Here is a 14487-nt window from a genome sequence, read left to right as displayed (position 1 = left end):
TGGTAGCGAAGCGAATTGCGCGCAACCTGATGATGTGTTTCTAACAAATCTCAACTATGGCGCAACACCACAGCATAAAGGCCAAGAAATCTATCAATAAAATTCAATTTTATACTTTTTAAATTATACCATATTACAGTATTGAATTCAACAATTTACAGACAATTATTATTAATTTTATAAAATCATCAAAAATAACTTCATAAATATCTTTATAACATAAGGTTTTAAGTTTCTTCTATCCTATGAGATAAACCTGCATATATTATTCTGATGAATTCAATTATACTTTGTATCTGCATTAAAAATAAATAGTACTCTTGTGTAAACTGTTATATGAACAAATTTACCCGAATATATTTAACATTAACTAAACTTAAGCGTTTATACCAGACTAGAAATAAAGGGTACCTTTTATTTTGGCGGATTATTCACCAAAGCATAGTTTTTACCTAAATATTATTTATTAAATTCATCCCATCTTCAATTATTCCTGAATACCTTTCTCCATTGACACTTTTCACCCATGATACCATCCCACTAATTTCATTTATAGTCTTAGCTGGTACCACTTCCCCATTACGTGTAAGCTTATTAGCATTATAAATTGCAGCTCTTAGTGTTTTTATCCACTTTTTTGGTACTCCAACTTCATGATTATTTATAACAATACCCGTGATGCATTGACGATTGTTTTTCCTTAAAAAGCGTGTCTTCTTTTTATTTACCTTAAGGCCTTCTTCATTTATTATCTTTGAGACTAGTCCCATAAATCTCCCAAGATTTAAATCACTGTTTTCCTCGCAAAAGCTAAAACTCATATCATCTGCATATCTTGTATAAGTGCAATTATATTTAGGAGCTAATCCACTTAGTCTTTTATCTAATTTCACGCAAATAATATTTGTAATCATAGGACTTGCTGGTGATCCTTGAGGTAAAATTCTATTTGAGGCTTTAACATATTTTATTTCCCCTCTTACTTCAATTGGCATACGTTCACAATAAGTGCAAATCATAGCAAGCAAAGACGCAATATACCCAGAATATCCAAAGGCTTTAAACATTCCTCTAACTCTTTCAAATGTAATAGTTGGAAAGAAATTTTCAAGATCCATATTAATTAGTAATTGTGTTTTCTCACCAGAGACTTTTTCTTCATCATGAGTTTTTTCTACCCCAGAAGCTTTTTCTCCCAAATCTGCTTTTGCTGCCACATGAGCTTTTGCTCCTGAAACAACTGATTTTCCTTTTAAAAATCCATGGGCATAATCGCTTACTGGAACTTTTGATAAAATCTCCTCTAAAATCTTTCTTTGTGCATTTTTAAGTATTGATTTTGGAGCTGCAATATTGCGCTCTCCACCCTTTTTCTTAGGAATACTGAACCTATGATAATGATCTACTGTAACTACATCTCTATGATAAACTAAAAATCTTAGCTTTTTGTATTCAATTCCAAGAAATTCAGCTAAAGCTTTATCATCTTCTATAAGAGGTAATTCTTGCGATAGTAACTTATCCTCATCATTTTGTTTATCATATAATAAATTAGAATACCCCTTCCCAATAAATACAATTCCTTTTGCCTTTTCTTTTACCCACGCTTCACTTTTTTGTCTTTTTTCAAGTTCTCTTTGCTCTTTTCTCTCTTTACGTCTTGCAATAGACTCTTCCATTATAGTCTTCGATACATCTATTCTTATTTTTTCATAATCCCAAGTTTCATCATATTTTTTCTTAAGCTCACGTAGTTTTTCATTTATTTTATCTTTTTCTCCATATAAATCAGAAATCTCATTAATTATCTTTTCATATTCTTTTATTAAGTTTTTTCTTTGTGCATATTCTTCCTTTGTTTCATTTTCTTGTTTTTCATAAGGTGTAGGTAAATTTTTTGGCCAAAATCCATATTCTTGCATCTTTAATAAGGTAAACTCTTTTTTACCTATTTGATTTACTTTTTCTCTGTAATCTTGTCTTTTATTTTTTAAAGTTTCTTGATTCTCTATCATAATATTGTCTCCATAATATCATTAATTTTGTATTCCTTATCTTTTTCTAATTTTAATCTTGTAAACTTTGTAGAAATCAAGTATAAAGCAAGAATATGTGCACAAGGAGCTGAAATATTTCTAGGTCCCTTGTTAAACTCTCTACATTTACATTTCACCTTCGAAATTTGGCCATCTTCATCTATTATTAACTGGGTTTCTGTTAAATCATGCTCTCTATTATAGTCTTCTGTATCACGGAATTTCCAATTCTTATATTTACTATTAGGCATTTTAAAAGAATGTTTAAACATAAATTCATTACTCTCATTCACCATTGCTCTAAAGTTATCCATACCTTCATTTATATGTTCTTGAACTTTAAATTCCATTTCAGTAGTTTCATATAATTCTTTTGGAATAGGTTCATTGCACAATCTTCTAAATCTTACAGTATCGTGTGTAGCATCAAAATAACCTTCACCACGTTTTAAAAGCATACCAATTCCTGCTTTACTTGTAGTTTTTGAATCTTCCTTTAAATTATCATAAATGCTTTCCATTGATAAACAACGTTTTTCCTTCATTAATTTATAAACTTTATCATAGTTTCCATTACCAATAAATCCTCCTAAAATATTAAAGGCAGTTCCTTTAACCCAATCATTAGAAGACCAGGCTGAAAAACCAATAGTCATTTTCATTGTACCTAAATCTGCTGTAATAAATTGTGGCATTCCAAACCCCAGTAGTCTTACTTTAAAAGATTTTGCTAAAGGAATTATTTTTTCTAAAACTAGCCAACGTCTTCTTCCCCATATTTTCTCTTCTCTAATCTTTTCACCATCATATATTGCTTTAAGAGTAAGCTCACTACCGAAAGGTTCAAAAACAATTTTCACTTGTCTTTTAGGTTCCAATATCCATTTCATATATCTAGGACTTTTTTGTGCTTTATGCCTTCTTAAAAATGAACATATATCATATATATCTATAGGGGATAATTCAATATCTATACCTCCTAAACTTGCTGCCGACGAAACTTGATTGAAGCCTTTTATCCAAGTTTCCGGTAAGTCTATTTTCTTTTCCATATGTTCAGGAATTATCCCTGTATCTACTGTAAAACCTTCTGGATTAACAGATAATTTAACCTCATTATAAGTTCTAAATCTTTCAATTTCTTTAGCTAATTTGGCTGAAAAATCTATATTAGTTGTGCCTAAAGTTGGCTTTTGAAGCAGCTCAAATTCTTCCATATCAATTGATAAACATCCATAGGTAGATTCATCTACAGAAAATGCTTCGAAAGTTACTTGATCTTCATGTACTGTTATTACTGGATCTAATACAAACTAAAGGTCAAGATCTCTATCTTTTATAAATTTCCAAAAATCTCTTTCAATCTTATAATAATCTTTCCAAACATCTAGACTTTCAATATCTTTTTTAAGGTTATTTTTAACATCAATTAACTTAGCTACATCTGTATTATTTTCTTCTAATGAATGTAATAATTCATTTATATCATTGTTAATATCTTCTCTAACTCCAGGTAAGTATTGTTCATGTTTTAAAAGTCGCCTTTCTATTTCTGTATCAAGCCATTCAAAAAATTCAACTCTCTCCTTTTTCTTTGTGCTCATATCTGAAATAACAATTTCACGAAGCATAAGCATTGAATCTCTAAAAATAAGTGGATGCTTTAATTCACCTAGAAAAGATACCTTTTCATCTCTATAAAGATCAGGACTAAGACCTAAAATTGTCTCGCTCCCTTTATTAATACACATGGATGGACTTGGATACTTATAATTAACCTTCAACTAGCACGACCTCCTTTCTGATTTTTGCCAATGTAGTAAGTGCACGCTCTGAATCTGTAATTATATTTGAACCTCCAATATCCAGCAATATATCTTCAAATTCATCTAATTTATCTTTATATTTAAGTACAAATTTAGGAATCGCTTCATATATATTATCTTTACTTTTAGATACTTTGTTAGGTAAAAATAAAAGAGTCTTTGAATAATACATAAACAGCTCTTCATCTCCACTTCCTAAATTATCAAGTATTTCATTTGTCTTATTAGAAATATAAGCTTTTACGTCAACAGATGTATGTTCTAACATTTGAAGAATAAATTCTTTAGGAATTAAATCTTTATAAATTTCATCTAATTTTCTAAGTCCAAAAGAATAAACCTTATTTACAGGAGAATCAATTATAATTCCATGTAATTTTCTTTGACCTTCTTCAGCCATGTTATCAAAAATCTCTTCTGCTTCCGTATTAAGTATGGTTATATCAGATTCAAACATAAGTAGTAAAGTTGAAAATCTTTTGCTTAACTCTTCACTATTTTCCATAATAGTTCCAAACAATATATTTATCATCTTAGAAGTACCAGTTTCTAATATACCTATAATTTGAGAATCAGAAGATAGCTTCTTATTTTGTATTGATTCTAATAAAGCAACAACTTGTCCACTTCGTTGTAAAATCGGTTTATTTATTGGTTCTATAATAATTTTCTCTAGTAAATTTTCTAAATCTTCATATGAAATCGAGAAAATCACTTCTTCTATAAATACTTCCATCCAATCTGGCATTTCAGTTATATTAAGTACTTCTGAAATCATATATGATATTAAATTTGTTTTTTCATCTTCTGAAATATCTTGAATTTTACTTGTTGAAAATGAAAGTGTATCCTTAATATCCTTAGAAAAATTAATATTTGAATTTATGAATTTATCATTTCTATTTATAATAGCTTTAACAAAATTGCAATATTCATTGTTATCTAAAGAAAGTATGCTTTCCTTAAATAAATCTATCCACATATTAAGATTATCTATTAACATTAAATCCACTAAACCACTGGCTAAAAATGAACCATTAGTCTTATTAATGAATTCTTTAGCTAAATCATGAATATCTTCCTTTTGACTACTCATTAAATCAATCATTATTTTAGAATCAAAGGTAGTAATAGCATTTAATTTATTTGAAAGAATATCTTTAAACATATTTGTAAGAGGCTCATAAGAACTTTGTGTTAAATCAATCAACTCTTTGTAATACATGTTGTCTACAAAATCATTTGTCTTTTCAGAATCTTTCAAAATATAATAACATGCTTTTAATACTGGATTGATTTTAGCCGACCTTGCAATATCTAGTACATCTTGCAAATGGTTGTCCCAAATTTCTTTCATAAACTCATATCGCCCTTGAAGCTTCATTAATTGGTCATTTCCCATCCATTCACTTCTAGCTTGCCAATTATCCCATCCAATAGGAGGTTTTTCCTGAAAATCATAATATAAATAATGTTTCAAAAACTCATTAAATTGAAAGTTCCCACGGAATTTACATACGTAGTCATATTCTGTATAACTTGTTAAAAGAGCTTTCATAGCTTGTATAAATTTCTCTGGATCATTTTTTCCATAAGAATCTATAATTCTTCGCACATATCTCTTATAATATTTTAATTCTTTGGTCTTCTCGTTACCTCTAAAATAGTAATTTAACCTTGGAGCATCTAAATAATATGCTATTTTTCCAATAACATCTGCAAGTCCATAAGATTCAGCTTCTTGCAGTGTATTTTTAAGTTCTAGAGTTTTTAATATTACCCCATCACTATAATTACTTATCTCATAACGCTTAGGGCATCTATACTCTACCCATTTACGAACATTATTATCGTATCTTCCATAATGTTCTTTTAATAGTCCTTGTGCGGCATACTTTCTATACGCTGAACCTTCAATTATCTTGTCAGGTGGAATATCATTGTTATTTATATTAATAAGATGTAAATCCATTTGTGGTAAAGATTCATATATGGTGCTTATTCTCTCAGCTTTTAATTCTTCATTTAATGCTATCAGATATATATGAGCACATCTCTTTACACCTTTTATATAATTTTCTTCTGCCCAATTTATTTGAGATTCGAAAATAATTTTTGCTTGTTTAATTAATATTGGATTACTCCTTTTAGCAAGTTCTAAAAACAAACCACTTATTAATTCAGTGCTTCCTATGTTTACAAGCAATTCATATATGTCCTTTGGAGGATTCATTTCAAGTAATTCATTTAGTGATTTTTTTCTCATATAGATATTTTGATTGCTTAACATATCATAAATAATTTTATATTCTTCAGAATCTTTATATAAGCTTAAAATTTCACTTGGATTCTTGACTAATTTAAAACCTGAAAACTTAATGTTTTGCTTTTCTATTATATTTGCATATTCCTCATAAGTATTAGATGTAAAATAAGGCAAAATAATTTGTTCTTCCTGCTTTAAATTTATAAAATCCTTAACTCTATAATTTTCATCTTTATTCCAATATGATTTTAGCCCTGTTTTGTAATACATTTTAGGTGACTTATCTTCTTTATTCTTATTATAATATCCATTTTCCTCTATAATTCTTACAGATTGGAAAGATGGTAAATGTCCTTCTTTGCCTTTAAACATAACATAACTATTATATTTAACATTATCCTCAAGAACATTATTAATAGCTTGTCCTTGATTTTTATTACTTTTGAATTTATGCTCTCCATAAAGAATAAGAAAACTCGGATTATTACTACTATCATATCCCCATAAAATCACACTTCTTAAGGGATTATAATCCTTTTTCCATATTCTATTTTGTACATTAGTTTTTTCAATTGAACTATTTTTATTAAATTCATTTTCATCTGACTTTGGTTGTTCAATTTTCTGTTCTTTAGATTTTAATAAAGAAAAAATTGTTCTAAAAAAGCTGTTTTCTTTAAACTTTGACATAATAGTAACCCACCTTAATCTTTATTTTAAACTTGAAAATACTTATTTCTCTAATGGTTTTCCAGCAATCTAGGCTTTACTACAATTATACATAATTTCATTAATATTTTCCATTATTACCATTAAGTTTTCAGTTGACAACAAACATTCTTCTAAAAATAGATATACTTCCCCTTACCCCAAAATTTTTTCTTTTATTGCATAACAAAAAATTGAGTAAAACAAATTCAAATATACTCTAAGATGCTCCTCACCTTATTTTTTATCAAATTTGCATTTACTCCATTTTATAAATTTTCAATTAATTTTAGTTGCTATTCACGTTCTATAGTAGCAGGTGGTTTTGATGTTGTATCTTTATTAATTAAATTATAAAATTAAACTTTTATTTATTTAAGATTTCAAATATAACCTGCATTTTATCACCTTCATATCTTTCTTCAAAACCACTATAATCGTTCGGTTGTATCTTACTTCTATTAATTTCAACTCCTTTATCTTTCATAAAATTATCCAAATTCACTATATTTTTAAAATAGTCGTCCGAATCACAGGCATTGACTATTGTTCCATCATTTAAATGTATATTATAGATAATATCTATTTTATTTTTGTATCCATGACAATATGATACTCCTACATATGTAACATCACTCCACATATAATTCTTGTTTTTTAAAAACACACCTTTTCTAACACAAATTCCTTGTTTATTTATATCTATACAATTAAAAAATAGGCACACCAATATAACTAATGAAATTATAAATATTATAATAGAAATTTTACTTTTAATCTTTAAAGTTATACAGGATACTATTATAAAAGTAGAAAAAATTATAATAATTGCTGATAAATTATTTTGTATAAATAATAGTGTATTGGCATTAGAAAAGACCTCCTTTTGGAATTTATAATAAAAATAGCCCAAGCAAAATATTATTACCACTGAAATACATGAGATAATACTAGCTTTAACGTAAAATTTAAAATTCACGTTGCTTTGTATTTTTGTAGTCTGCTTTTTCAAAATATCCTTCCTCTCTATACTTTAATTTTTAAAAATTATCCATAGATTTTATTTTTCTCTTCTGCAATCAACTAAATATACCTAATATTTATCAGCCACTATTACTATCATAAATACAAATGTTAATAGCCCCAATGAAAAAATGGCTATTTCATCATATATGCCTCCAAAATATACATTTTCCAAATTAAAATTCTCCATAAAGTTACCTATTAAAAAATATATATTAATAGGTTCTATAATAATATATGATATCAAACTAAAATGTACCCTATAAGATAGACAGTAAATAAAATATCTATCTTATAGGGTTTTTATGTATAATAAAACAAAGAGATAGGAGTAGATTTTATGAGTAATAAGTTATTTACAAAAGAAGAAATAGAATTGATATCTAGAAATAAATATGTAAAAAATGTTAGTGAAAGATCAATTACATATACAGATGAATTCAGACGAATTTTTATATCAGAATACGAAAAAGGAAAGTTTCCACGAAAGATATTTGAAGAATCTGATTTCGTGATAAGTATCTTAGAGATTGGACGAATTGAATCGATAAGTAAAAAATGGCGTGCTGCCTATAAGGAAAACGGTATACATGGTTTAGATGATACAAGAAAAGGCAAAGCTGGGCGACCTCGTGATAAGGAACTTTCTATAGACGAAAAATATGAACGTCTTAAAGTACAAACTACTCTACTGAAAGCTGAGAATGAATTATTAAAAAAACTCGATTTGATAGAAAGGAGAGTGATAAAACGAAAATAGGTTCATTAACAAAAGAAAATTTCATTCTTATTAAATCAGTAATTAAAAAATATAAATTAAAGAATATGACAAGCTATTTATGCACATTAGCTGGTGTATCACGTTCTGGATATTATAATTATTTTTCAGCAAAATCCGAATGCTTGCGCAGCAAGCGCAACGATAATGATTTGGAAGTTAAAGATATAATTTTAAAGGCATTCAACTTCAAAAAACATAAAAAAGGTGCAAGACAAATAAAGATGGTATTGAAATCTCAATATGGAGTTGTATATAATCTAAAACGTATTCGCAGACTTATGAAAAAATATGACATAGTTTGTCCTTATAGAAAAGCAAATCCATATAGACGAATGGTAAAAGCAACTAAAGAACATAAAGTCTTACCTAATGTGCTTAATAGGAATTTCAAACAGAATACCCCTGGCAAAGTATTGCTTACGGATATTACCTATTTGTTCTATAAAAATAAAAGCAAAAAGGCTTATTTGTCGACCATTAAAGATGCATCAACTAATGAAATAATGGCTTATAATGTATCTGATAGTCTCACATTAGATATAGTTATCGATACTATCACCAATCTTAAGAAATCAAAAAGTGTAAAATTTCATCCTGAAGCTTTCATTCATTCAGATCAAGGATCACACTACACAAGTCCTAAATTTCAGAAGTTAGTAAAAGAATGTGGGTTTGGTCAATCTATGTCTAGACGAGGAAACTGTTGGGACAACGCCCCGCAGGAATCATTCTTTGGGCATTTCAAAGATGAAGTAAACATAAAACAATGCCAAACATTAGAAGACCTAAAAAATGAGATAGACCAGTACATGATTTATTATAACAACTATAGATATCAATGGAATTTAAAAAGGATGACTCCTGTTGAATACAGAAATCATCTCATTGATTCTACACAGTATTTTTAACAATGTCCTTTACAAAGGGTACATTTTAAACCTACCATGGACATTTTATTTAAATTATGGCGTTCTACAGCTTTATCTCTTGCTATTCCACTTGCAATTAATATTCTAGCTAATATTTCATTTTTTATAATGATATATTTTGGGCATCTATTTATATAAAAATAAGATGAACTACTCCTACATACCTCATTAAATATACAGAATAAAACAATAGCACCAAAACAACCTAATACTTTATCTAACATTATACTATACTCCTTTATGTTGCTGGAACTGAATCTGAATTTTCTTGACTTTTATCACTAAACCACTCGCTTACTTTTTTAGAAGCATAATTATGAATATTAGTAACAAATGATGCTACGTCACTCGATTGAAGACCATCTTTTATAGCCTTACTAGCCTCTGTTATATAATGTGATGCAGCCGGAATATATCCAGGACCTCCTACAATGCCTGCAACGAATCCTGCTAAAGTATCTGTTGCAACTTCACCTTCACTTTCCCCCTTTTCAATACCTTGCACACCACTAATTCCACCATTAATAACCCCTTGTCCTAATCGTCCTATAGGTGTAGCTGCACTTGCAGCACCACTATATGCCGTAATAATTGTCTGATTTTGTGCATTTAAGTTTACACTTTTAGGTATTTTAATTATTAGAATCTATACTATACCCGATTTGAAAGATTTCTTTTATCCACTGAGCTTGTCTCTTGCAATTAGGTATCTCTATTTGTTCCATTGCTTCTGCATAATAGAGATTTTCACTTGAAGTTTCATAACCGATATAAAAAGCCCTTTTTTTATAATCAAATCCTTTGCAACATTTTTCCCTCGCTTTATCAGAAAGCTTTTCTGCCCAAAAGCAATATATTGGACAAACAGTACTAAAACGGTACATCTCTTTTCCTTTTAAATAATTATTAAGTATTCTATCCAGTTCTTCATTTTTAATAATTTCATTTTCATCATCTATATTTTGGCCTAATATAAAGAAACCATAACAACAGCTAATTTCCATCAAATTTTTCTTTATGTTGACTAGTTGTAAACCTAACCTCATATTATCAACAGAATAGGTTTCAAAACCTTTTTCTTTTACTCGTTTAATCACCTGTTCACGCGTGATTCTAGATGGTACTGGATGTTTTAATATTGATTCGTCATATACAAACTCCATCACATTTTTATGTAACATAGATTTCACTTTGAACAAAGTAGTTATTCCCAGTAACTCCGGAATTAATATTATCAAAAGACGCTCATCTTTTATCTTATAATCATAATAAAAAATACAAAATAGCATAATAAGAATAAGTATAAATACAATAATTAATCCAAATAGAATTTTTTTGTAATTTTCCATAAGAAAATATTTTTTCATGATCCCCCCAAACTACTTACATAGATAAATTTTATATAAACATTTAACTTAAGTAAGCATTAAACTAAAATTTTAACACAACTTGTCATCCTCCAATTACACCATTTACTAGCATTTCATTACTTCTGTATCTCTTCAAGTGCTGCACTTGCAGCACCACTACATACCGTAATTATATGTTTTCATTAACAATTTCATCTTAATCTCCAAAAAGAGATAACATTCTTATCAGAAAAATTATCTCTTTTAAAATATATCAAATTTACTCCTTACTACTATCCCTAAGATTTATCAGCCACTATTGCTATAATAAATACAAATGTTAATATCACCAATGCACCCATGGCTATTGTATGATATGTGCTTCCGAAATGTACATTTCCCAATTTAAAAAGATCCATGAAATTAAGGATTAAAACATATATATTAATAGGTTCTATAATAATATATGATATCAAACCTATTATGGACATTTTATTTAAATCATGACGATCTACAAATTTATTTCTTGATATTCCTGCTGCTATTAATATTCTAGCTAATACTTCATTTTTTATAATGATATATTTTTGACATTTGTTTTTATAAAAATAAGATGAACTCGTCCTACATATATTATGAAATATACTAAAAAAAAGAATATAAGAAAAACATCCTATTATTTTATCTAACATTATACTATACTCCTTTATGTTGCTGGAACTATATCCAAATTTTCTTGACTTTTATTACTAAAGCACTCTTTTGCTTTTTTAACAATATAATTTGTAAAATTAGTAACACCTGATGCTGCAACACCATATTCAACACCTTTTTCTATAGCTTTACTGGCCTCTGTTGTATAATATGAAGTAGGCAACTTAAATCCTTTTGGCAGATATGGAATATATCCAGCACCTCCAGCCAAGCCTACAACAAATCCTGTTGTAGTAGCTATTGCTATATCATTAACACTTTGACCATTTTCTATAGCTTGCACACCTCCAATTCCGCCATTAATAAACCCTTGTCCCACTCTTCCTATAGGTGTAGCAGCAAGTGCAGCACTTTGAGCACCACTACATGCTGCAATGATTGTATTATCCAATCGATATACATCCCCAAAACTCTTTTTAGATCCATCTTTATTCTTAGGATCATCTTCTTTATATTGTGCATATTGTACTCCCGCATCAACAGCACCACATACAACTGCCCCTATAGCTGCACAAGCTAAGACTGCTAATACCGGAACTCCTACTGCTACTCCTATTACTACTGCCGCTCCTACTAATACTACAGCTCCAATTACACCACCCCAATTAAAAGGCTTTTTAGGTGGTTCTGGTTCTGGTTTTTGCCCTAGTTTTGGTTCATCATCATCAAAGTCAGAAAATGGTTCTTTATCTGTTCCTTCTAGTATTACAGTGTTTGATTTATAATTTAAATCTCCTTCTATTGCCATTCCGCTTCCTGCATTTGTTTTTACTATAGCTATTTGACTTTGTGCATTTAACTTTACACTTTTAGGTGTTTTGATTATTATTTCATCAGTTGCATTTAAACTTAGCTTTTTATGACTTGTTAGTGTTATTCCTACATTGTCTTCAAATTTTATACTTAATGGATCATTACTTCCACCTTTTATATTTATTGCATCAGGTATCATTTCTATTTCGCTACCATGTTCTGTTCCAAGATATCTTTTTGTTGTATCAGATGTTTTAGCGCAGCTAATTCCATTTGTCCTTACGCATCCTGTGATAATTGGTTCTTCACTACTTTCATTTGAAAAATATAATCTTGCACTTGTTCCAACTACTGGCATACTGTACATTATATTTCCTGTTGGTGGTGCATATGGAAACCATGTGGCTTCATCTTCATTTTGGTTTTCATCTATACTTAAATGAAGCTTTACTTTTTCTCCTTCTACGGCAAGAACTTTCCCTTCAAGAGATGCTCCTCCTATAAGTGAATTATAAATTTTAGTTTGCATACACCATTTTTTCTGCATAATCTATATTTATAAATCGCCTCGTCCTTTAAAGCATAAGCTGAATATTGGTTTATATAAAGCTGTTTATTTTTAAGATAAATACCATCACCAACGTTATATTGTTCTCTTCTTTCTATTTCGTAATAAAAGTAGTCTATATCATTAAATCCTGCATTATATCCACCCGCATCCCTAAATGTTTGTAGATTTTTATGAGCCTTATAATACGTTATATCATCTAATTCATAACTTGCATTGCTTGGTCTTCCAAAATAAAACAAATTGTTTGAATTAATTATATCACAGTATATCTCTGAACTTAACTCACTTGCTATTCGTTTTAAAAAGTCCCAATCAGTTTCTTTATATTGGAATAATGGTTTTCCTATTTTTTCACCTTTTGCTATACACGAAGTATAAGTATATCCTGAATAATCTTTTAATATATTTTGTATAAGTTCATCGTATGTCATATTTGCATTTTGAAATGATCTACTTTTTTCCTTTATATCTAATTCAATACTTGATGTACGTCCTTCAATTTCTAGATAATAAACTCCATTAATGTTGCTTGTTTTAATATCATGCACTATTCCATCAAACAGCCTTTTACTATTTCTTTCATTAACTTCATTTATATTTATATTTTCTAATTATTATTATCGAATTTATAATGAATATATTAAATATATTCCGTCTTCTCATATTAAACTTTTCTCTCCTCTCATAATAGTTAGGATTGCATTTCTCTAGCCATTACAACTTAATCTCTTGAAAAATAAAATTTTATTTACATCCCTTGTCAGGTTGTTATCGATTTATATAAATACTAAAATACCCCAATATAATTAAACTATTTTAAATATTTACTATTAACATCTTTAAAATCATAATATAAAGTATCAGCATTTATGTAACCATTAATCCATTCATAACCTTTATAAAGATTAGTGTCCATCCTACTTGTATTTTAAAACATTATTCCCTTTAGCCCACCATCTTCTTCAACTTCATAGAAAAATTAATTTCATTTATCTTTATCTTTTCTACTTAATTTAAGTCACAAGAAAAAAAGTAATCGTACGCTTCTTCTTGTGACCTATACTTAAATTAATTGAACAAATTGTTATTTTCTAATTTCATAATGAATACATTTAAATGATTTAAATCAATTTTAAAAATAAATACCATCAATGCCTTGACCTCAGTATTTCAAAAATTTCTTTCGCTAATATAATCAGAAGAATTATGATAGAAATAAGTTTACCTTTTCTATCTTCTTTTATAAAATTTTTAATTGACAGCCAATAACTATCAATCATACATACAAAAATAAATGTACCAAACACTATTGCAAGAAAAGATTTTATAATAAAAAAATCTTTAATTAATAATGTAGCATTACCAGCAACTATATCCAATGTACTTACAATAAGTGTAATGACTGAAGATGGTATTAATATTAACATCCAAAATTTTTTACTTCTGACTGATAGTTTTGAGCCTTCATACATATTCCATTTTTTCTTCCTCATAACCAGCATTTACCTCTCTTCCAATTATAAAGTTATCC

At 28.4% G+C, this 14487-nt stretch carries 13 protein-coding genes; 1 reads left to right on the top strand and 12 read right to left on the bottom strand.

Going from position 1 to position 14487, the window contains the following annotated elements; translation table 11 throughout:
• Nucleotides 1-452 precede the first annotated feature (452 nt).
• The 5 genes from psyc5s11_RS08120 to psyc5s11_RS08100 all read right to left on the bottom strand — a co-directional run bounded on the left by psyc5s11_RS08120 (nucleotide 453) and on the right by psyc5s11_RS08100 (nucleotide 7503).
• Nucleotides 453-2015: a reverse transcriptase family protein gene (locus psyc5s11_RS08120; protein WP_224037104.1), complete on the bottom strand. Its 1563-nt coding sequence runs from the start codon at nucleotides 2013-2015 to the stop codon at nucleotides 453-455.
• On the bottom strand, nucleotides 2012-3253 hold the full coding sequence (locus psyc5s11_RS08115; RefSeq protein WP_224037103.1) for a hypothetical protein: 1242 nt from the start codon (nucleotides 3251-3253) through the stop codon (nucleotides 2012-2014). Before psyc5s11_RS08115 ends, psyc5s11_RS08120 begins: the two co-directional genes overlap by 4 nt.
• Nucleotides 3254-3349: 96 nt before the next feature.
• On the bottom strand, nucleotides 3350-3820 hold the full coding sequence (locus tag psyc5s11_RS08110) for a hypothetical protein (protein WP_224037102.1): 471 nt from the start codon (nucleotides 3818-3820) through the stop codon (nucleotides 3350-3352).
• On the bottom strand, nucleotides 3810-6818 hold the full coding sequence (locus tag psyc5s11_RS08105; RefSeq protein WP_224037101.1) for a hypothetical protein: 3009 nt from the start codon (nucleotides 6816-6818) through the stop codon (nucleotides 3810-3812). The genes psyc5s11_RS08110 and psyc5s11_RS08105 overlap by 11 nt, the downstream gene beginning before the upstream one ends.
• Before the next feature lie 385 nt (nucleotides 6819-7203).
• Nucleotides 7204-7503: a hypothetical protein gene (locus psyc5s11_RS08100; RefSeq protein WP_224037100.1), complete on the bottom strand. Its 300-nt coding sequence runs from the start codon at nucleotides 7501-7503 to the stop codon at nucleotides 7204-7206.
• Nucleotides 7504-8199: 696 nt separating this feature from the next.
• On the opposite strand from psyc5s11_RS08100, the gene psyc5s11_RS08095 reads away from it, so the two are divergent.
• Nucleotides 8200-9548, top strand: a protein-coding gene (locus tag psyc5s11_RS08095; protein ID WP_375541960.1) for an IS3 family transposase whose coding sequence is annotated in 2 segments (ribosomal slippage) — nucleotides 8200-8587 and nucleotides 8587-9548 — 1350 coding nt in all. Because the reading frame shifts where the segments join, the coding sequence is not laid out codon by codon here.
• Here psyc5s11_RS08095 and psyc5s11_RS08090 read toward each other — a convergent pair.
• The 7 genes from psyc5s11_RS08090 to psyc5s11_RS08060 form a co-directional block, all read right to left on the bottom strand.
• The gene (locus tag psyc5s11_RS08090) at nucleotides 9545-9793 is read right to left on the bottom strand and encodes a hypothetical protein (protein ID WP_224037099.1); all 249 of its coding nucleotides are present in this window, start codon (nucleotides 9791-9793) and stop codon (nucleotides 9545-9547) included. The two genes, psyc5s11_RS08095 and psyc5s11_RS08090, sit on opposite strands and share 4 nt — an antisense overlap.
• 14 nt (nucleotides 9794-9807) lie before the next feature.
• The gene (locus psyc5s11_RS08085; protein WP_224037098.1) at nucleotides 9808-10074 is read right to left on the bottom strand and encodes a hypothetical protein; all 267 of its coding nucleotides are present in this window, start codon (nucleotides 10072-10074) and stop codon (nucleotides 9808-9810) included.
• A gap of 127 nt (nucleotides 10075-10201) precedes the next feature.
• Nucleotides 10202-10936 (bottom strand): hypothetical protein, encoded by a 735-nt coding sequence (locus tag psyc5s11_RS08080; protein ID WP_224037097.1) that lies wholly within the window; start codon nucleotides 10934-10936, stop codon nucleotides 10202-10204.
• Between the two features lie 281 nt (nucleotides 10937-11217).
• Nucleotides 11218-11610, bottom strand: a complete 393-nt coding sequence (locus psyc5s11_RS08075; RefSeq protein WP_224037096.1) for a hypothetical protein — start codon at nucleotides 11608-11610, stop codon at nucleotides 11218-11220.
• Nucleotides 11611-11624: 14 nt separating this feature from the next.
• Entirely contained in the window at nucleotides 11625-12914 is a 1290-nt protein-coding gene (locus psyc5s11_RS08070; protein ID WP_224037095.1) for a hypothetical protein, read from the bottom strand.
• Nucleotides 12884-13504: a hypothetical protein gene (locus tag psyc5s11_RS08065; protein ID WP_258712433.1), complete on the bottom strand. Its 621-nt coding sequence runs from the start codon at nucleotides 13502-13504 to the stop codon at nucleotides 12884-12886. The genes psyc5s11_RS08070 and psyc5s11_RS08065 overlap by 31 nt, the downstream gene beginning before the upstream one ends.
• 600 nt (nucleotides 13505-14104) lie before the next feature.
• Complete coding sequence (locus psyc5s11_RS08060; protein WP_224037094.1) at nucleotides 14105-14449, bottom strand: hypothetical protein; 345 nt, start codon at nucleotides 14447-14449, stop codon at nucleotides 14105-14107.
• Nucleotides 14450-14487 lie beyond the last annotated feature (38 nt).

The organism is Clostridium gelidum (assembly GCF_019977655.1).
GTDB lineage: Bacteria > Bacillota > Clostridia > Clostridiales > Clostridiaceae > Clostridium > Clostridium gelidum.
Note: the sequence above shows the minus strand (reverse complement) of the source record. Positions and strands in the feature narration are given on the sequence as shown.

Bases quoted from the DNA above. Each gene is read 5' to 3' on its own strand.
- psyc5s11_RS08075 (WP_224037096.1), bottom strand. From the start codon at position 11,610: ATGTTAGATAAAATAATAGGATGTTTTTCTTATATTCTTTTTTTTAGT.
- psyc5s11_RS08060 (WP_224037094.1), bottom strand. From the start codon at position 14,449: ATGAGGAAGAAAAAATGGAATATGTATGAAGGCTCAAAACTATCAGTC.
- psyc5s11_RS08105 (WP_224037101.1), bottom strand. From the start codon at position 6,818: ATGTCAAAGTTTAAAGAAAACAGCTTTTTTAGAACAATTTTTTCTTTA.
- psyc5s11_RS08070 (WP_224037095.1), bottom strand. From the start codon at position 12,914: ATGCAAACTAAAATTTATAATTCACTTATAGGAGGAGCATCTCTTGAA.
- psyc5s11_RS08080 (WP_224037097.1), bottom strand. From the start codon at position 10,936: ATGAAAAAATATTTTCTTATGGAAAATTACAAAAAAATTCTATTTGGA.
- psyc5s11_RS08115 (WP_224037103.1), bottom strand. From the start codon at position 3,253: ATGGAAGAATTTGAGCTGCTTCAAAAGCCAACTTTAGGCACAACTAAT.
- psyc5s11_RS08090 (WP_224037099.1), bottom strand. From the start codon at position 9,793: ATGTTAGATAAAGTATTAGGTTGTTTTGGTGCTATTGTTTTATTCTGT.
- psyc5s11_RS08120 (WP_224037104.1), bottom strand. From the start codon at position 2,015: ATGATAGAGAATCAAGAAACTTTAAAAAATAAAAGACAAGATTACAGA.